The sequence below is a fragment of the Hydrogenophaga sp. R2 genome (genome assembly GCF_049843595.1).
In the GTDB taxonomy this organism is placed as follows: Bacteria; Pseudomonadota; Gammaproteobacteria; order Burkholderiales; family Burkholderiaceae_C; genus Hydrogenophaga.
This window is the reverse complement of the sequence record NZ_JBBHZN010000002.1, coordinates 452,042-469,362: the sequence shown is the minus strand read 5'-3', so window position 1 is coordinate 469,362 and position 17,321 is coordinate 452,042. Positions and strand designations below refer to the sequence as shown.

Genomic DNA, 17,321 nt, shown 5'->3' with positions numbered 1-17,321 from the left:
TCAGGCGCGGACGTCCTGCGGGGCGTCCAGCGAAGCCAGGGCCTGCAGCGCCTCCGCCTCGGTGCGGTAGGTGCGCAGGCCCTGTCCGTTGTCCAGGTGGCCGGCGGCGCGCAGCAGCTGCTCCACCGGCAGCTTGATGCCCACCAGGTGCAGCGTGATGCCGCGCAAGGCCAGGGCATGGCGCAGGCGGCCGAAGGCCTCGGCGCCGGTCACATCGGTCCAGTTCACCGGGTGGGCGATCCACATCACGTGGCGGGTGTCGGGGTGGGCCTCCAGGTGCTCGGCCACGGTGCGCTCGAAGCCGGCGGCGGTGGCGAAATCCAGCGCGGCGTCCATGCGCAGGGCGTACAGGTGCGGCGCCAGCGGCGGCAGCTGCCACAGGTGCCGGTCGCGCAGGCTGCCGTCCGGGTGCAGGCCCACCTCGATGATGCGCGGGTGCAGCCGCAGGTACAGGAAGTGGCTGAGTGCCATCAGCACGCCGGCCAGCACGCCCCAGTACAGCGCCGGTGCGGCGGCCAGCGTCACCAGCAGCGTGCTGCCCGCGATCACGGCCTCCACGCGCGACAGGCGCCACAGCCGCACGAACGACGCCGGCCGGATGAGCCCCACGATGGCCACCAGCACGATGGCCGCCAGCACCGGGCGCGGCACATGGTGCAGCACCGGCATGAACAGCAGCAGCGCCAGCCCCACCACCGCCACCGACACCACCGTGGCCCAGCCGGTGCGTGCGCCGGCGTACAGGTTGAGCGCCGAGCGCGAGAACGACGAACTGGTGGGAAAGCTGCCGCTGAGGCCCGCCGCCAGCTTGGCCAGGCCCTGGCCGATCAGGTCCTGGTCCTGGTCCCAGCGGGTGTGGCGCCCGGCGTTGTCCACCTGGGCGCTGGAGGCCGTTTCCAGAAAGCTCACCAGCGAGATCACCAGCACCGGCAGCACCAGCTGCCCCAGCACCGGCCAGCCCGGCCAGCCCGGCCACACCAGCGCCGGCAGCCCTTCGGGCAGGGTGCCCACCACGGCGCCGCCTCCGGCCTCGAAGCCCGCCAGGCGGCTGATGCCGGCACTGGCCACCACCACCAGCAGCACCACCGGGAAGGTGGGCCGCCAGCGCCGGGCCAGCCACAGCAGCAGCAGGCTGCCCAGCCCGAAGGCCATCGAGGGACCGTGCCAAAGACCGGCTTCCAGACCCGACCGGGCCTCGGCCCAGCCCGTCCAGCCCAGCAGCGGCGGTATCTGCGAGGCCACGATCAGCAGTGCCGCCGCCTGGGTGAAGGCCATGAGCACCGGCGAGTTCACCAGGTTGAGCAGCCAGCCGAACCGCACCAGCCCCAGCACCACCTGCAGCGCGCCGCACAGCAGCGCCAGCCAGGCTGCCAGCATCACCCACTGCGCACTGCCGGCCGAGGCCAGCGGCGCCAGCGAGGCCCCCACCAGCAGGCTGGTCAGCGCCGTGGGCCCCACCGACAGCCGCGGCGATGCGCCGAACAGCACCGCCACCAGCGCCGGCAGCAACGAGGCGTAGATGCCGGTCACCAGCGGCATGCCGGCCAGGGCGGCATAGGCCACGCCCTGGGGCACGATCATCAGCCCCACGGTGATGCCGGCCAGGAGCTCGCCGCGCAGCAGCGCGCGGTCCGGGCGCGGCCAGTTCAGGAAGGGCAGGGCGCGGCGCCAGCGGCGGGTCGTGTTCAACTTCTCTGTCCCCGCCGGATCATGACCGCCACCAGCGTGACCACGGTGAGCGGCGCCACGAAGCCCATCAGCACGGCCGAGAAGGTGCCGAGTGCGGCATGCTGCTGCGCGGCCAGGATCAGCCAGGCCACATAGGCCGCGTAATAGGCCAGGAACACGCCGCCTTCCCAGCGCGCGATCTCGCGCCCGGTCAGGAACACCGGCAGGCAGGCCAGGGCCGTGGCCAGCATGACCCACATGTCCAGTGCCAGCAGCGAGGAGGGCACGCCCAGCCCGTCCGGGCTGACCACCGAGGCCAGGCCCAGGCAGCCCAGGATGTTGAAGGTGTTGCTGCCCACCACGTTGCCCACCGCGATGTCGCGCTCGCCCTTGATGGCCGCCATGATGGAGGTGGCCACCTCGGGCATGGAGGTGCCGGCGGCCACGATGGTCAGGCCGATCACCAGATCGCTCACGCCCAGGGCCTTGGCGAAGGCAATCGAGGCGGTGACCAGCGCCTCCGAGCCCAGCACCAGAAAGCCCAGGCCGACCGCGATCAGCAGCAGCTGCACCGGCAGCCGGCTGTCCCAGGCCCCGACGGATGCGGGCTGCACCTCGGCCGCGTACTCGTCTTTCGCGGCCTGGCTTTCGCGCCGCGACTGGATGATGAGGAAGGCGGTGTAGGCCACCATCAGCCCGCACAGCAGCAGCCCGTCCATGAGACCGATGCGGCCATCCAGGCACACCAGCAGCAGGATGACCGAGGCGCCGATCATGATGGGCACCTCCTGCCGGATGAGCTGGATGTGGACCACCAGCGGGGTGATGAGCGCCGACACCCCGAGGATGAACAGCACGTTGAAGATGTTGCTGCCCACCACGTTGCCCAGGGCCAGGTCGGTCTGGCCGTCCAGCGCGGCCCCCACCGACACCGCCACCTCGGGCGAGCTGGTGCCGAAGGCCACGATGGTCAGACCCACCACCAGCGGCGATATGCCGAAGGACAGCGCCAGCTTCGAGGCGCCACGCACCAGCAGTTCGGCCCCGGCGATCAGGCCGGCCAGACCGGCCAGGAAAAGCAGGATGTTCATGTTCGGCAGTGGTTGGCACGCCCGTGTGGCGCGGTCCCGAGCATAGACGCCAGCCGTGCTCCTGCCAGCGCCTGTGCCCGCATTTGGGCCCCCGGCAGAGGCCGGGATTGGCCCCTGCACCGGCATGGATCGGGGCGACAATGGCTTGTTCCCCGGAACCATTCCCTGGCGGTCGTCCGGCCGGTGCCTGTCGCACCGCGATGCCGGCCCTTGCTGACAGCCCCTGCCCCGACCCGCGCGGACCGCAGGGCCTCCATGCTGCACATCGGGCCACCCGACCCGCCACGTCCACAACCAACGCCGGCCCGAGCCGGGTTCGCCGCATCGCCCGCTGGCCATGCGGGTCGTGCCCATGGCCTGTCCGGCGCAACGGGAGGTCTGCATGCAACTCTTCATCTCGGCCGGTCTGATCCTGGCCATCGTCCTGTGGGGCGTCCTGGCGCCGGATTCGCTGGGCACGGTGTTCGACACCGCCCTGGCCCACATCACCCGCGACTTCGGCTGGTTCTACCTGTGGGTGGTGCTGGGGCTGGTGATCGCCGCCCTGGCGCTGGCCTTCGGCCGGTACGGGCAGCTCAGGCTCGGGCAGGAAGACGACGAGCCCGAGTTCTCGGTGGGGGCCTGGTTTGCCATGCTGTTCGCGGCCGGCATGGGCATCGGCCTGGTGTTCTGGGGGGTGGCCGAGCCGGTCTCGCATTACACGTCGCCCCCGCCCGGCATCACCCCCGGCACGCCGGAGGCGGCCAACGCCGCCATGCGCTACAGCTTCTTCCACTGGGGGCTGCATCCCTGGGCGGTCTACAGCATGGTGGCGCTGGCGATTGCCTTCTTCCAGTTCCGCCGGGGCGGTGCCGCGCTGGTGAGCACGGCGGTGGAGTCGCTGCCCTGGGCGCCGCTGCGCCGGCTGGGACCGGTGGCCAATGTGCTGGCCGTGATCGCCACCGCCTTCGGCGTGGCGGCCTCGCTGGGCATGGGGGCGCTGCAGATCAACAGCGGTCTGGCGGCCGTGGCCGGTGTGCCGGTGAGCACCACGGCCCAGGTGGTCATCATCGCGGTCACCACCGCGCTGTTCCTGGCGTCCGCCCTGTCGGGTCTGGGGCGCGGCATCAAGTGGCTCTCCAGCGCCAACCTGGTCATGGCCGGTCTGCTGGCCCTGGCCGTGTTCCTGCTGGGCCCCACCGTGGCCATCATCGACACCTTCACCACCACGCTGGGCAGCTACGCCAGCGAACTGGTGCGCATGAGCCTGCGCATGACCCCGTTCCGCGACAGCGGCTGGGTCGGTGGCTGGACGGTCTTCTACTGGGCCTGGTGGCTGAGCTGGTCGCCGTTCGTGGGCCTGTTCATCGCCCGCATCTCGCGCGGCCGCACCATCCGCGAATTCGTGCTGGGCACGGTGCTGGTACCCACCCTGGCCGCCTTCGTGTGGTTCTCGGTGTTCGGCGGTACGGCACTGCACCTGGAGATCATGCAGGGCGTGCCCATGGCCGAGGCGGTGAAGGCCGATGTGGCCGGTGCGCTGTTCGCCCTGTTCGACGCACTGCCGGCCGGCACGCTGATGGCGGCCGTGGCCACCGTGCTGGTGCTGGTGTTCTTCGTCACCTCCGGCGACTCGGCGGTGCTGGTGCTGGGCACCATGAGCACCGGCGGCCAGGCCGATCCGCCGGCGCGCATCAAGGTGGTCTGGGGCCTGCTGGTCTCGGGCATGGCCGTGGTGCTGCTGCTCACCGGCGGCGTCAAGGCCGTGCAGACCGCCACCATCGTGTTTGCCCTGCCGTTCGCAGCCGTGGTGGTGTTGATGGTCGTGGCCCTGTGGCGTGCGGTCAGGGAAGACGGCCAGGCCGAGGAGCGCCGTGAGCGCAACTGGCGCCGGGTCGCCCGCCAGCGATGGGAGCAGGTCGGCACCGGCGACGCCTCCCGTCCAGCCTGACCCGCCAGGGCGGATGGTCGCCCCTGCTCTGGGACAATCCAGCCCTTCATGAGCGACCGCCCCTCCATCCGCCCCGACATGGCAGCCGCGCCTGTGGAAGGCCCGCTGGCGCGTGAAGCCCTGGCGCTGGCCGCGTTCGACCATGTGGTGTCGCGCGCCAGCGGCTTTCGCCCGCGTGAAGGGCAGCGGCAGATGGCCGCCTTCATTGCCAGCACGCTCTCGGGCGTGCGGCTGGGCGACGAGTCGGTCAGCGGTGACGCTGCGCTGCCCGACCGGGGCATCGCGGTGGTGCAGGCCGGCACCGGCGTGGGCAAGTCGGCGGCCTATGCGGCCACCGTCATTCCGCTGGCGCTGGCCCAGGGCCGGCGGGTGGTCATCTCCACCGCCACCGTGGCGCTGCAGGAGCAGCTCATCCACAAGGACCTGCCGGCGCTGGCCGCCTTGTTGCCACAGCCCTTTGCCTTTGCACTGGCCAAGGGCCGTGGCCGTTATGTGTGCCGCCTCAAGCTCGACCAGCTCAGCGGCGGTGATCCGGCCCATGCCGACCTGTTCGGCACCGAGGACGGCCTGTCCCAGGCCACGGCCGACACCTGGCAGGAGCGTGGCCGGCAGTACCAGCAATGGAGCCAGGCACTCGACCAGGGCGACTGGGACGGCGACCGAGACCGGCTCGACGACCCGCCCGATCCCGCCCTGTGGGGCCCGGTGGCGGCCGAGCGCCACACCTGCACCGCCCGCCATTGCCCGGCCTACAACAGCTGCAGCTACTACCAGGCGCGCCAGCGGCTGGCGCAGGCCCAGGTGATCGTGGTCAACCACGACCTGCTGCTCTCCACCCTGGGGCTGCACGCGCTGCCGGCCCCGCAGGACTGCTACCTGGTGCTCGATGAAGCGCACCACCTGGGCCCGATCGCTCAGGGCCAGTTCACCGCGCAGGTCGACCTCATGCGCACCAGCTGGCTCGACCGCCTGCCCCGCGCCTTCGACGAGGTGGCCAGCGCCATCTCGCACCACCCGGCCGACGATGTGGCGGTGCGCGCCCGTGAACTCAAGGCCGCCATGGGCGAGCTGGCCCGGCTGGCCATGGCCCGCGTGGGCGGCATGCCCGGCTGGGGCGAACGCCGGCCCGATGCGCCGCCGGCGGTGGACCGCTTCGAGGGCGGCGTGCTGCCGGCCGGCTGGGACGAGGTGGTGGGCACCATGGCGGCCCACGCCACCGCGCTGCTCAAGGTGGCCGAATCGTTGGCCACCCAGCTCAAGGCTCTGGCCCGGGAGGAGCCGTCCGAGGCTTCGCGCTGCGCACAGCTTTACAGCCGCATCGGCGGTTTTGCGCCGCGCCTGCAGCACGCCCAGGAAACCGCCGACCTGTGGCTGCAGACGGCGGCCGACGGCCAGCCGCCGCTGGCCAAATGGCTGGAGGCCGGCGTGCACCACGGCCTGGTCACGCTCACCGCCCATGCCTGTCCGCTGCAGCCCGGCCATCTGCTGCGCAGCCACCTGTGGCGCCATGTGCGCGGCGCGGTGGTCACCTCGGCCTCGCTCACCACCTGCGGCGGTTTCGAGCACTTCCTGCACGAGTCCGGCCTGGCCTGGGACGAGGCGGTGGCCACCTGCCAGGTGCAGAGCCCGTTCGACCATGCCCGCCAGGGCCGGCTGGTGGTGGTGCAGACCCGTGCCGACCCCAAGGACGTGGATGGCTACACCCGCGAGATGCTGGATGCCCTCATGGCCGACCTGCAGCAGGTGCGCCGGGGCGCACTGGTGTTGTTCACCTCGCGCGCGCAGATGGCGCAGGCCCGCCTGCTGCTGGAGCGCGGCGAACACCGCGACCTGCGGGATGCGGTGCTGGTGCAGGGCGATGCCTCGCGCACCGCGCTGCTGCGCCGCCACGCCCAGCGCGTGGCCGACGGCGAGGTGTCCATCCTGTTCGGCCTGCAGTCCTTCGGCGAGGGGCTGGACCTGCCCGGCGAGCTGTGTGAATGGGTGTTCATCACGAAGCTGCCGTTCGCCTCGCCGGCCGACCCGGTGGGGCAGGCGCGGGCCGACTGGCTGCGCAGCCAGGGCCGCGACCCGTTCAGCGAACTGGTGGTGCCGGCCACCGGGGCGCGCCTGCTGCAATGGACCGGCCGCGCCCTGCGCAGCGAGACCGACGAAGCGGTGGTGGTTTGCTACGATGGCCGGCTGCTGCGCCAGAGCTACGGCCGGCGCATGCTGCAGGGCCTGCCGCCCTACCGGCTGCAGCGCCGCAGCGGCGGCGTCACCACCGACGTCTGAGGCGGCACACGGAACCAACGCCGGCAACCCGCCTCCATTCCCGCATCCTCAACCCACGGCTGTTCCTCATGCTCTACGCCACCCTCAAGCTGCTGCACGTCCTGTCCATCATCGTCTGGATCGGCGGCATGGTCTTTGCCCATCTGTGCCTGCGTCCGGCCGCCCAGGCGCTGGATGCGCCGCTGCGCCAGCGCCTCATGCACGACGCCCTGCAGCGCTTCTTCCGCCTGGTGTCGGTGGCAGTGCTGGTGGTGCTGGCCAGCGGGGTCTGGATGATCGGCCGGGTGGCCAAGGAAACGGTGCAGGCCGGCCTGCCCTTCAACATGCCGCTGGGCTGGACCGTGATGGTGGTGCTGGGCGTGCTGATGATGGCCATCTTCGGCCACATCCGGTTTGCGCTGTTCAAGCGCCTGTCGCGCGCCCTGGCCGCCGGCGACGGCACCGGTGGTGCTGCGGCCCTGGCGTCGATCCGCACCTGGGTGTCCATCAACCTGGTGCTGGGCGTGCTGGTGGTCGCTGCCACGCTCCTGCTGGTCTGACGCGCCGGTCCTGACGCCGGCCTGACCCGCCGCCCGCCCGGGCGGGCGGGTTTTCCCTGTAAACAGCGCTGTATCACCCGCCGCCGGGAGGTGGGTGGAATACTGCCTGCACGCCCGCCGCTTTGAGCGGACGACGACCCCATGCAGGAGACAACATGCGCATCATCCCCATCCAGGCCACGGTCGCGGCCGGGTTCAGCGACTGCAACGAAGACTCGGGCGAAGTGCCCCGCATGAACCACCTGCCGCTGGCGCGGCGGGAGTTCCTCAAGGGCAGCGGGGTGCTCATGGGCACGCTGGCCACCGGCTCCATCCTGGCGGGCCTGGCACCGTCCACCGTGTGGGCCGTCGAGCTCAAGACGCTGAGCAAGGCCGAGGGCGAGGCCCTCATGGCCATGGGCCGGGTGCTCTACCCGCACGAGAAGCTGCCCGATGCCGTGTACGCCCTGCTGGCCAAGGACCTGGACGCCAAGGCCGCCGGCGACGCCGCTGCCGCCAAGACCCTCAAGGATGGCGTGGCCGCCCTGAACCAGGCCGCCGGTGGCGACTTCACCCAGGCCGATGCCGCCCGCAAGCTGGCCATCGTCAAAGGCATGGAGGGCCAGCCCTTCTTCGGCACGGTGCGCGGCCAGTGCATCACCTCGCTCTACGACAACGACATGGCCTACGCCACCTTCGGCTACCCCGGTTCGGCCTGGGAGAAGGGCGGGTACATCACCCGCGGCTTCCAGGACCTCAAGTGGCTCCCGGAGCCCGGCAAGGCAGCCAGCCCCAAGGCTGACCTCTGATCCGACCACCGAGCACCGAACAGGAGACAAGCAACATGGCGAAATTTGCAACCAACGACGACAGCGTGGTCGTCATCATCGGCTCGGGCGCTGGCGGCGGCACCCTGGCCAACGAACTGGCCCAGAAGGGCATCAAGGTGGTCTGCCTGGAGGCCGGCGCCCAGCAGTCCAATGCCAGCTTCATCAACGACGAGTGGAAGTCGTTCAGCCAGCTGGCCTGGCTGGACACCCGCACCACCTCGGGCAGCTGGCGCGTGGCCAAGGACTTCTCCGGTCTGCCGGCCTGGATCTGCAAGACCGTGGGCGGCACCACCACCCACTGGGCCGGTGCTTCGCTGCGCTTCCAGGAACACGAGTTCCGCACCAAGACCGTGTACGGCAACATCCAGGGCGCCAACCTGCTGGACTGGCCGGTCACGCTCAAGGAGCTGGCGCCCTACTACGCCCGCGCCGAGAACAAGATGGGTGTGACCCGCACCAACGGCATTCCGGGCCTGCCGGGCAACAACAACTTCAAGGTCATGCACGCCGGCGCCAGGAAGCTGGGCTACAAGGAAGTGCACACCGGCAACATGGCCATCAACAGCCAGCCGCGTGACGGCCGGGGCCGCTGCCTGCAGCTGGGCTTCTGCTTCCAGGGCTGCAAGAGCGGCGCCAAATGGAGCACGCTCTACACCGAGATCCCGCGGGCCGAGGCCACCGGCAACTTCGAGCTGCGCAGCGAGTGCCACGTGACCCGCATCGAGCACAACGACAAGGGCCTGGTCACCGGTGTCGTGTACTACGACAAGGACAAGAAGGAGCAGCGCCAGAAGGCCCGCATCGTCTGCGTGGCCGGCAACGCCATCGAGACCCCGCGCCTGCTGCTGCTGTCGGCTTCCAACATGTTCAAGGACGGCCTGGCCAACAGCTCCGGCCAGGTGGGCCGCAACTACATGCGCCACATGACCGGCTCGGTCTATGCCGCCTTCAAGGACCCGGTGCACATGTACCGCGGCACCACCATGGCCGGCATCGTGCGCGACGAGGCCATCCACAACCCCAAGCGCGGCTTTGCCGGCGGCTACGAGCTGGAAACCCTGTCGCTGGGCGTGCCCTTCATGGCCGCCTTCCTGAACCCGGGCGGCTGGGGTGCCGACTTCTCCTGGTGGATGGACCACTACACCAACCTGGCCGGCATGTGGCTGGTGGGCGAGGACATGCCGCGCGAGACCAACCGCATCACCCTCAACACCAACGTCAAGGACCAGTGGGGCAACTACGTGCCCAACGTGCACTTCGACGACCACGACAACGACATCGCCATGCGCGAGCACGCCTTCCGCCAGGGCGAGCGCATCTACCAGGCCGCCGGTGCGATCAAAACCTTCCGCACCCCGCCGTACCCGAGCACCCACAACCTGGGCACCTGCCGCATGAGTGCGCGCAAGCAGGACGGTGTGTGCAACCAATGGGGCCAGACGCACGACATCCCGAACCTGTTCATCAGCGACGGCAGCCAGTTCACCACCGGCGGTGCAGAGAACCCCACCCTCACCATCGTGACACTCGCCATCCGCCAGGCGGATTACATTGCGAAGCAGATGAAATCAAGGGCGATCTGATCCGCCCTGAGCTCTGGAGGAGACCCCCATGTGCGAATTTTTCGTCAAGGCCGACCCGATCCAGTACGAGCAGCGGTCACGCACCGTGCGCATGCACGGCGTGCTGACCAGCATCCGGCTGGAGAACATGGTGTGGGACATCCTGGCCGAGATGGCCGAGGACGAGGGCTGCACCACCAACGCGCTCATCGCCCAGTTCCACGACGAAATCCTGGCGCACCGGGGCGAAGTGCCGAACTTTGCCTCGTTCCTGAGGGTCACCTGCATGCGCTACCTGCGCCGCCGCATGATGGAGATGGAGCGCCTGCGCGCCGACGTGGCGGACCCCCCGGTCCAGGCCACCGGCACGCACGGCCGAAGCCTCCCTGTGTCGGTCGGCACGGTGGCGCCGCTGCGTCCCCGCTGACCCGGCGCTCCCCTTGTATTTGTTGATGTCACCCACCGCATGAGCTTCCACACCGAAAACCAGCCGGGCGTCCACGCCCAACCCGATGCCGCCACCCGCGGCTTTGTCTTCAACCACACCATGATGCGGGTCAAGGACCCCAAGGTGTCGCTGGACTTCTACACCCGCGTCATGGGCATGCGCCTGCTGCGCAAGCTCGACTTCCCCGAGATGTCGTTCTCGCTGTTCTTCCTGGCGCGCCCGGAAGACGGTCAGGCGCCCGAGGACGTGGGTGACCGCACCGCCTGGACCTTCAGCCAGCGGGGCGTGCTGGAGCTCACCCACAACTGGGGCACCGAGACCCAGGCCGACTTCAAGTACCACGACGGCAACGCCCAGCCCCAGGGCTTCGGCCACATCTGCTTCTCGGTGCCCGACCTGGCCGCCGCCGTGGCCTGGTTCGACCAGAACAAGGTCACCTACGTCAAGCGGCCCGACCAGGGCAAGATGAAGGACGTGGCCTTCATCAAGGACCCGGACGGCTACTGGATCGAGATCGTCCAGCCGGACAAGCTCACCGCACTGGGCCGCTGAGTTCCGCCGCCCCCAGCCGCTTCACGCCGGGGGTCCGGGCGCCGGGTGAGGGCACCTCGATGCCGCGCACCCGGGCCGAGAGCCACTTCAGGCCGCTCTCCACATCGTTGCGCTCACCGGTGCGGGCCGTGGGCACCGAGCCGCTGCCGTCGCCCAGGTCGAACCGGAAGATGTAGGTGGGCTCCTGGCCCATGCGCAGGTCGGTGATGGCGTAGCCGCTGCCCTCGCGCGAGAGGGCGTAGAAGCCGTGGCTGAAGGCGCGGATGCGTTGTGCGCCCGCATGCCCTGCCACGGCAGTTTCCAGATCGACGCCGCGGTCGTGCACCGTCCAGGTGATGCTCCGGTCGTCGTCCAGCAGGCCGTAGTGGCCCTCCAGGTAGTGGGTGGGCGTCATGGCCACCAGCCGCCACAGCACCGTGTTGAAGGGCGCCGGCGTGACCAGCAGCTGCTGCACGTCCACGCCCTTGGCCTGCAGGTCGGCCCGGGCCACCTCGGTGGCGTGCTGCTGGGCCAGCACGCTCCAGCCGATGTAGAGCGTGCTCAGTGCCAGGCCGGCGTGGTTCCAGCGCAGCCTCGCTCCGCACAGCACGGCGATCACGCCCGCCAGCAGCGGCAGGGTGTAGGCCGGGTCGATGATGAACAGGCTGCCCACGCCGAAGGGATGGTCCGAGAAGGGCTGCAGCAGCTGCGTGCCGTACACCGTCATGGTGTCGAGCAGCGGATGCGTCACCAGCGCCAGCCACAACGCCAGCCACCAGCGCCGCCACAATGCGCCTTCGCCATGCAGCCGCGTCACCAGCCAGGCCAGCAGCGGCGAGAACAGGGTGAGCAGCACCAGCGCGTGCGATTCGGCCCGGTGCAGCACCATGTTGAGCACGGCGTCGCCATGGTCGATGAAGGCGTCCAGGTCGGGCAGGGTGCCGGCCACGGCGCCCCACAGGGCCGATTTCCAGACGGCGGTACGCCGCCCCATGACGGCCACGGTCACGGCCGAGCCCAACGCGATCTGCGTCAATGAATCCATGCCGGCCTCAGATCTGAACGGTGATGGGGAAATGCGCCCGCAGGCCGTCCACCCCGGGGGTGAAGGGCACGGTCAGCGCCGCGCGCCCGGCCTCATCGAGCCGGCGCCAGAGAAAGTCGCGTTCGTTGCCGGGGTCGCCGGCCACGTAGAGCTGGGTGGTCAGCAGCTCCAGGCGGTCCAGCCGCACCTTCACATGGATGTGCGGCGTGCGGCCGCTGTACGGCGCCGGGCGCAGGGTGCGGAAGCGGTAACGGCCGTCGCGCCCCACACTGACCCGACCGAAGCCCTGGAAGGCCGGATCGGCCCGGTTGCCGTCGCCGGGGTGGTGGTAGTGGCCGGCGTGGTCGCACTGCCAGATCTCCACCACTGCGTCCTGCACCGGGCGGCCATCCAGGTCGGTCACCACGCCGTCGAGCCAGACCGCCTGGCCCCGGTCGTAGCGGCGGTGGCCGCTGCGCAGCAGGTCGCCGTCGTGGTCGTCGGGCAGGCGCACCGGGTAGAACGGACCCTCCGTCTGACCCGGGGTGGGGCGGCGGACGGGCGGGGCGGATGGGGTGGTCTGGGCCAGCGCCGGGGTGAGCCAGCCAGGGGCGGCCACCGAGGCCACCGCTGCAGCGGCGCCCAGCAGCCAGGGGCGTCGGGACAAGGTCATGGGCCTTGGAAGCGGGGCTGGGGCCGGAGTTCCGAAGTTTTCAGGCGCAGCAGCGTCAGCCCGCACTCACTCCGGCTTGCGGTTCGACGCCATCCAGGCGATCAACGACGAGCGCATGGCTTCTTCCACCGACATCTCGATCGGCGTGATCCAGCTGCGGGGCACGAACACGGTGTAGCCACCGATCATGTAGCCCATGGGCAGGTACACCGCCACCTGGTCGAGCTCGCCCAGTGCACCGGGCAGGCCGTCGAAATTCTGGCGCGTGACCAGCCCGACGATGGACATGTCGTCGCCCGGCTTGCGCAGCAGCACCACCTGCTGGCTGTCCTTCTCGTGCGGGGCAAAGTAGTCGGCAAAGTTCTTCAGCGACGAGTAGATGCTCTTGATCACCGGCAGGTTGGTGAACGGCAGCTCCAGCCACGACAGCGCCTGCGACACATAGCGCTGCGACACCAGCACGCCCAGCGCCAGGATCAGCACCGCGCCCAGCACGATGCCCAGCCCGGGCAGGTAGAAGTCGCCGGTGATGGGCCGCACCAGCCGCATGGCCAGCGTCTCGACCCAGACCACGAACACATACAGCAGGTAGACGGTGAGCGCCACCGGCAGGAAGGTGATGAGACCGCGAAAAAAGTAGGAGTACAGGCGTTTCATGGTGTGACCGCAAGAGCCGGCCAGCATAGCAGCGCCCCTTGCAGTTCGGCACAATGGCCGCATCTGCCGTCTTCTCCCCGGAACTCCGGCGCCCGCCACCACTCCCACTGTCCATGAACAACTTCACCGACCTGGTTTCGCGTCTGTTGCGCTTTGCGCTGCGGCTGGTGTTTGCGCTGGCGGCCACCGTGTTCCTGGTCAGCCTCATGCTGGCCTCGCTGGTGGTGGTGCTGGCGGTGTCGATCTGGTCGCTGCTGACCGGCCGCAAGCCGGCGCCGGTGGTGCTGTTCCAGCAGTTCCGCCAGGCGCGCGAGCGTTATGCCCAGGGCATGTTCCGCACCGGCGCTGCGGCGTCCGACGTGGTGGACGTGCAGGCCACCGAAGTGCGCGAGCACGGCGCCCCGGCTCCGGCCCCGGCCGACGGACCGGTGGGCCGGCTCAGTCGCTGACGCTGTCCTCGCCGCGCCGCGCCAGGGCCGCCTGGTAGACCGCGTTGCGCGGCTGCCCGGTGATGTCGGCGCACAGCTTCACCGCCGTCTTGAGGGGCAGTTCGGCCAGCAGCACATCCAGTGTGCGCAGGGTGGTCGCATCCAGACCTTCGTTGGCTGACGCTGCCGCCGGGTGCACCATGAGGGCGAATTCACCCCGGGCCCGATGAGGCCCGCCCGCCAGCCAGTCCGGCAGGTCCTTCGCCGGCAGGCGCACCACTTCCTCGAACTGCTTGGTCAGCTCGCGCCCCAGGCTGATCCCGCGGTCTCCCAGCGCCGCCAGGTCCTGGGCCAGGGCCTCGATGCGGTGTGGTGCCTCCAGCAGCAGGTGCGCGCGGCCGTCGGCCGCCATGTCCTGGATCTGCCGTTGCCGCTCGGCCTTGCGGGACGAGAGGAAGCCCTGGAACACGAAGCGCCCGTCCCAGCCGGTTTCGCCGGCCACGCTCAGCAGCGCCGTGATGGAACTCGGGCCGGGCAGGGGCACGCACCGCAGCCCGGCTGCCTGCACGGCGGCCACCAGCCGTGCACCGGGGTCGCTCACGCCGGGCGTGCCGGCATCGCTGACATAGGCCACCCGTTCGCCGCGCTGCAGCCGCTGCACCACCGCCTGGGCAGCCTCGGCCTCGTTGTGTTCGTGCACCGCCAGCAGCGGCTTGTGCAGCCCGTAGCTGCCCAGCAGTGTTCCGGTGTGGCGGGTGTCCTCGCAGGCCACCGTATCGACCATCGACAGCACGTATAAGGCGCGCAGGCCGATGTCGGCCAGGTTGCCGATGGGCGTGGCCACCATGTACAGGGTGGACGGCGGATGGTCCTGGTGCCGGGCCGCGTCGGCCGCAGCGCTCAGCAAGGATGGGGAAGGAGCAGACACATGGACCTCGAAGATGGGCATCGACGGCCGCAGCGCCCGACGGCGCCGTTGCAGCACACCACCACCCGGGAGCGGGGCAACGCCGCCGAAGACCGGGCCCTGCAGCACCTGCAGCAGCAGGGGCTGGTCTTGGTGGCCCGCAACTTCCGGACCCCGGGGCGGGGCGGCGGCGAAATCGATCTGATTATGCGGGAGCGTGACGGCACGCTGGTGTTCGTCGAGGTGCGCCAGCGCAGCCGCAGCGACCGGGGCGGCGCGGGCGCCAGCATCACCGCCACCAAGCGCCGGCGCATCGTGCTGGCGGCGCGGCACTTTCTGATGCGATGCCGATCACAGCCCGCATGCCGTTTCGACGCGGTGCTGATCGACGGCCCGCAGGGCAGCCTGCAGTGGCTGCGCGCCGCGTTCGATGCGCATGATGCCTTTTGACACGTCTGTCGACCCATCGCCCGCCGCTATCATCGCCCCATGCTTTCGCAGCGCATCCAGCAACAGTTCATCGACAGCGCCGATCTCAAGTACCAGTGCGCACCGGCGCTGGCACCCATGGTGGAGTCGGCCATCCACGCGGTGCTGGCCTGTGTCACCGGGGGCGGCAAGGTGCTGGCTTGCGGCAATGGGCCGTCGGCGGCCGCCGCGCAGATCTTTGCCGCCAGCTTCATGGGCCGTTTCGAGCGCGAACGCCCCGAACTCGCGGCCCTGGCCCTGTCGGCCGACTCCGCCGTCATCACCGCCGTGGCCCAGGACTTCGATCCCGGCTGGGTGTATGCCCGCCAGGTGCGTGCCCTGGGGCAGACCGGCGACGTGTTGCTGGTGGTGGGCGGCATCGGCCAGGCCGGCAACCTGCTGGCCGCCGTGGAAGCCGCGCACGAGCGCGACATGACCGTGGTGGCCCTGACCGGTGCCCGCGGTGGCCGGCTGACCGCCGTGCTGCGCGACACCGACGTGCACATCTGCGTGCCGCACGACCATCCCGCCCGCATCCTGGAAGTCCACCAGCTCGTGCTGCACTGCCTGTGCGACGGTGTGGATGCCCAGCTGCTGGGCCTGCCTGAAGAATCCCTTCCCGATCCGGAGAACCTTGCATGAGCCATCTTTCTGCCCCTTCCCGCCGCCGCGCCGGTCTGCTGCTGGCCGGTCTGGCCCTGTCCGGCGCCCTGAGCGCCTGTGCCCCGCTGGTGGTGGGTGGTGCCGCCGTGGGCACTGCGCTGGTGGCGGTGGATCGCCGCACCTCCGGCGCCCAGCTGGACGACCAGGGCATCGAACTGCGCGCCAGCAACCGCATCAAGGAGCAGTTCGGTGAACGCGCCAATGTCGCGGTCACCAGCTACAACCGCCAGGTGCTGCTCACCGGCGAGGCCGCCAGCGAGGCGGTCAAGGCCGAGGTGGAGCGGGTGGTGGCCGGTGTGGACAACGTGCGCAGCATCGTCAACGAGCTGGCCGTGGTGAATTCGCCCACCTTCAGCCAGCGCTCGTCCGACACGCTGATCACCGGCAAGGTCAAGGCCGGCATGGTGGACGCCAAGGACCTCTCGGCAGTGGCCTTCAAGGTGGTCACCACCCGGGGCACCGTCTACATGATGGGCCGCGTGACCCAGCGTGAAGCCACCCGGGCCACCGACATCGCCCGCAACACCTCCGGTGTGCAGCGTGTGGTCCGGGTGTTCGAGATCCTGACCGAAGAAGAGCTGGCCCGCATCGGCACCCAGGGCCCGACCGAGTCGCCGGCCAACCGCCCCGCGCCGCAGCCCAACTGAGCGGCGAACGCCCATGAAAAAGGGGCCCTGCGGGGCCCCTTTCTGTTGCCGGCGTGCCGGATCAGCGCAGGCGCTTGATCAGGCTGGAGGTGTCCATGCGGTTGCCGCCCATGGCCTGCACGTCGGCATAGAACTGGTCCACCAGCGCGGTCACCGGCAGGCGGGCGCCGTTGCGCTTGGCTTCGTCCAGCACCAGGCCCAGGTCCTTGCGCATCCAGTCCACGGCAAAGCCGAAATTGAACTGGTCGGCCACCATGGTCTTGCCCCGGTTGTCCATCTGCCAGCTCTGGGCCGCGCCCTTGCCGATGACATCGAGCACCAGGTTCACGTCCAGGCCGGCTTTCTGGCCGAAGGCAATCGCTTCCGACAGGCCCTGCACCAGGCCGGCAATGGCGATCTGGTTGACCATCTTGGTCAGCTGGCCGGCACCGCTCTCGCCCATGCGGGTGAAGGCCTTGGAGAAGGCCATGCCCACCGGGCGTGCCACATCGAAGGCCGCCTGGTCGCCGCCGCACATGACGGTGAGGGCGCCGTTCTCGGCACCGGCCTGACCGCCGGAGACCGGGGCGTCGATGAACTGCAGGCCCAGGGTGCGGGCGGCCGCCGACAGCTCGCGGGCCACGTCGGCCGAGGCGGTGGTGTGGTCGACAAAGATGGCGCCGGGCTTCATGCCGGCAAAGGCACCGTCGGCACCCAGCACCACCGAGCGCAGGTCGTCGTCGTTGCCCACGCAGGCGAACACGATGTCGGCGCCCTGGGCGGCTTCGCGGGGGGTGGTCTTGAAGCTGCCACCGTAGGTCTTGGCCCAGGCTTCGGCCTTGGCAGCGGTGCGGTTGTAGACGGTGACGCGGTGACCGGCGCGGGCCAGGTGGCCGGCCATGGGGGAGCCCATGACGCCCAGGCCGATGAAGGCGACCTGGCGGGGTTCGATGGCGTCGTAGGTGCGGGCAGCAGCAGTCATGGGGAGCCTTGTCTCTGGGTTGTTGTGAGGCCCCGGACTGT

Annotated in this window: 18 protein-coding genes; 11 read left to right on the top strand and 7 right to left on the bottom strand. The window is 70.1% G+C overall.

Annotated features, from left to right (window positions below; translation table 11 throughout):
* On the bottom strand, window positions 1–1,689 hold the full coding sequence (locus WD026_RS10770; protein WP_425723651.1) for a SulP family inorganic anion transporter: 1,689 nt from the start codon (window positions 1,687–1,689) through the stop codon (window positions 1–3).
* Window positions 1,686–2,759, bottom strand: coding sequence for a calcium/sodium antiporter (locus tag WD026_RS10765; RefSeq protein ID WP_425723650.1), 1,074 nt, complete (start codon window positions 2,757–2,759; stop codon window positions 1,686–1,688). The genes WD026_RS10770 and WD026_RS10765 overlap by 4 nt, the downstream gene beginning before the upstream one ends.
* 382 nt (window positions 2,760–3,141) lie before the next feature.
* Between WD026_RS10765 and WD026_RS10760 the strand changes: the two genes are divergently transcribed.
* The 7 genes from WD026_RS10760 (at window position 3,142) to gloA (ending at window position 10,873) form a co-directional block, all read left to right on the top strand.
* Window positions 3,142–4,689, top strand: coding sequence for a BCCT family transporter (locus tag WD026_RS10760; protein WP_425723649.1), 1,548 nt, complete (start codon window positions 3,142–3,144; stop codon window positions 4,687–4,689).
* Window positions 4,690–4,737: 48 nt separating this feature from the next.
* Window positions 4,738–6,963, top strand: a complete 2,226-nt coding sequence (dinG, locus tag WD026_RS10755) for an ATP-dependent DNA helicase DinG (RefSeq protein WP_425723648.1) — start codon at window positions 4,738–4,740, stop codon at window positions 6,961–6,963.
* Window positions 6,964–7,031: 68 nt separating this feature from the next.
* Window positions 7,032–7,502, top strand: coding sequence for a CopD family protein (locus WD026_RS10750; RefSeq protein WP_425723647.1), 471 nt, complete (start codon window positions 7,032–7,034; stop codon window positions 7,500–7,502).
* A gap of 155 nt (window positions 7,503–7,657) precedes the next feature.
* The gene (locus WD026_RS10745; RefSeq protein WP_425723646.1) at window positions 7,658–8,290 is read left to right on the top strand and encodes a twin-arginine translocation signal domain-containing protein; all 633 of its coding nucleotides are present in this window, start codon (window positions 7,658–7,660) and stop codon (window positions 8,288–8,290) included.
* A gap of 35 nt (window positions 8,291–8,325) precedes the next feature.
* Window positions 8,326–9,894 (top strand): GMC family oxidoreductase, encoded by a 1,569-nt coding sequence (locus tag WD026_RS10740; protein ID WP_425723645.1) that lies wholly within the window; start codon window positions 8,326–8,328, stop codon window positions 9,892–9,894.
* A gap of 28 nt (window positions 9,895–9,922) precedes the next feature.
* Window positions 9,923–10,300, top strand: a complete 378-nt coding sequence (locus WD026_RS10735; protein WP_425723644.1) for a ribbon-helix-helix domain-containing protein — start codon at window positions 9,923–9,925, stop codon at window positions 10,298–10,300.
* Between the two features lie 39 nt (window positions 10,301–10,339).
* On the top strand, window positions 10,340–10,873 hold the full coding sequence (gene gloA, locus WD026_RS10730) for a lactoylglutathione lyase (protein WP_425723643.1): 534 nt from the start codon (window positions 10,340–10,342) through the stop codon (window positions 10,871–10,873).
* Here the strand turns inward: gloA and WD026_RS10725 are convergent.
* From WD026_RS10725 to WD026_RS10715, 3 genes are all read right to left on the bottom strand, one after another.
* The gene (locus WD026_RS10725) at window positions 10,854–11,897 is read right to left on the bottom strand and encodes a metal-dependent hydrolase (RefSeq protein ID WP_425723642.1); all 1,044 of its coding nucleotides are present in this window, start codon (window positions 11,895–11,897) and stop codon (window positions 10,854–10,856) included. The genes gloA and WD026_RS10725 overlap by 20 nt on opposite strands.
* A 7-nt stretch (window positions 11,898–11,904) precedes the next feature.
* Window positions 11,905–12,549 (bottom strand): intradiol ring-cleavage dioxygenase, encoded by a 645-nt coding sequence (locus WD026_RS10720; protein ID WP_425723641.1) that lies wholly within the window; start codon window positions 12,547–12,549, stop codon window positions 11,905–11,907.
* A gap of 66 nt (window positions 12,550–12,615) precedes the next feature.
* Window positions 12,616–13,206 carry a DUF502 domain-containing protein gene (locus WD026_RS10715; RefSeq protein WP_425723640.1) on the bottom strand — a complete coding sequence of 197 codons (591 nt, stop codon included), beginning with the start codon at window positions 13,204–13,206 and terminating at the stop codon, window positions 12,616–12,618.
* Window positions 13,207–13,319: 113 nt separating this feature from the next.
* Between WD026_RS10715 and WD026_RS10710 the strand changes: the two genes are divergently transcribed.
* Entirely contained in the window at window positions 13,320–13,655 is a 336-nt protein-coding gene (locus tag WD026_RS10710) for a hypothetical protein (RefSeq protein WP_425723639.1), read from the top strand.
* On the opposite strand, the gene rsmI is transcribed toward WD026_RS10710, so the two are convergent.
* Window positions 13,645–14,562 carry a 16S rRNA (cytidine(1402)-2'-O)-methyltransferase gene (gene rsmI / locus WD026_RS10705; protein WP_425723638.1) on the bottom strand — a complete coding sequence of 306 codons (918 nt, stop codon included), beginning with the start codon at window positions 14,560–14,562 and terminating at the stop codon, window positions 13,645–13,647. The genes WD026_RS10710 and rsmI overlap by 11 nt on opposite strands.
* Here rsmI and WD026_RS10700 point away from each other — a divergent pair, their 5' ends adjacent.
* From WD026_RS10700 to WD026_RS10690, 3 genes are read left to right on the top strand one after another with little or no spacing between them, the layout of a single operon-like run.
* Window positions 14,563–14,991: a YraN family protein gene (locus tag WD026_RS10700; protein WP_425723637.1), complete on the top strand. Its 429-nt coding sequence runs from the start codon at window positions 14,563–14,565 to the stop codon at window positions 14,989–14,991.
* A 39-nt stretch (window positions 14,992–15,030) separates the two neighbouring features.
* Complete coding sequence (locus WD026_RS10695; RefSeq protein WP_425723636.1) at window positions 15,031–15,651, top strand: SIS domain-containing protein; 621 nt, start codon at window positions 15,031–15,033, stop codon at window positions 15,649–15,651.
* Window positions 15,648–16,319 (top strand): BON domain-containing protein, encoded by a 672-nt coding sequence (locus tag WD026_RS10690; protein WP_425723635.1) that lies wholly within the window; start codon window positions 15,648–15,650, stop codon window positions 16,317–16,319. The genes WD026_RS10695 and WD026_RS10690 overlap by 4 nt, the downstream gene beginning before the upstream one ends.
* 61 nt (window positions 16,320–16,380) lie before the next feature.
* Here WD026_RS10690 and WD026_RS10685 read toward each other — a convergent pair whose 3' ends face one another.
* Window positions 16,381–17,280, bottom strand: coding sequence for an NAD(P)-dependent oxidoreductase (locus WD026_RS10685; protein ID WP_425723634.1), 900 nt, complete (start codon window positions 17,278–17,280; stop codon window positions 16,381–16,383).
* Between the last annotated feature and the right edge of the window lie 41 nt (window positions 17,281–17,321).

Coding starts and splice junctions, on each gene's coding strand:
- WD026_RS10765 (WP_425723650.1), bottom strand. CDS start 2,759: ATGAACATCCTGCTTTTCCTGGCCGGTCTGGCCGGCCTGATCGCCGGG.
- WD026_RS10760 (WP_425723649.1), top strand. CDS start 3,142: ATGCAACTCTTCATCTCGGCCGGTCTGATCCTGGCCATCGTCCTGTGG.
- dinG (WP_425723648.1), top strand. CDS start 4,738: ATGAGCGACCGCCCCTCCATCCGCCCCGACATGGCAGCCGCGCCTGTG.
- WD026_RS10750 (WP_425723647.1), top strand. CDS start 7,032: ATGCTCTACGCCACCCTCAAGCTGCTGCACGTCCTGTCCATCATCGTC.
- WD026_RS10745 (WP_425723646.1), top strand. CDS start 7,658: ATGCGCATCATCCCCATCCAGGCCACGGTCGCGGCCGGGTTCAGCGAC.
- WD026_RS10740 (WP_425723645.1), top strand. CDS start 8,326: ATGGCGAAATTTGCAACCAACGACGACAGCGTGGTCGTCATCATCGGC.
- WD026_RS10735 (WP_425723644.1), top strand. CDS start 9,923: ATGTGCGAATTTTTCGTCAAGGCCGACCCGATCCAGTACGAGCAGCGG.
- gloA (WP_425723643.1), top strand. CDS start 10,340: ATGAGCTTCCACACCGAAAACCAGCCGGGCGTCCACGCCCAACCCGAT.
- WD026_RS10725 (WP_425723642.1), bottom strand. CDS start 11,897: ATGGATTCATTGACGCAGATCGCGTTGGGCTCGGCCGTGACCGTGGCC.
- WD026_RS10720 (WP_425723641.1), bottom strand. CDS start 12,549: ATGACCTTGTCCCGACGCCCCTGGCTGCTGGGCGCCGCTGCAGCGGTG.
- WD026_RS10715 (WP_425723640.1), bottom strand. CDS start 13,206: ATGAAACGCCTGTACTCCTACTTTTTTCGCGGTCTCATCACCTTCCTG.
- WD026_RS10710 (WP_425723639.1), top strand. CDS start 13,320: ATGAACAACTTCACCGACCTGGTTTCGCGTCTGTTGCGCTTTGCGCTG.
- WD026_RS10700 (WP_425723637.1), top strand. CDS start 14,563: ATGGACCTCGAAGATGGGCATCGACGGCCGCAGCGCCCGACGGCGCCG.
- WD026_RS10695 (WP_425723636.1), top strand. CDS start 15,031: ATGCTTTCGCAGCGCATCCAGCAACAGTTCATCGACAGCGCCGATCTC.
- WD026_RS10690 (WP_425723635.1), top strand. CDS start 15,648: ATGAGCCATCTTTCTGCCCCTTCCCGCCGCCGCGCCGGTCTGCTGCTG.
- WD026_RS10685 (WP_425723634.1), bottom strand. CDS start 17,280: ATGACTGCTGCTGCCCGCACCTACGACGCCATCGAACCCCGCCAGGTC.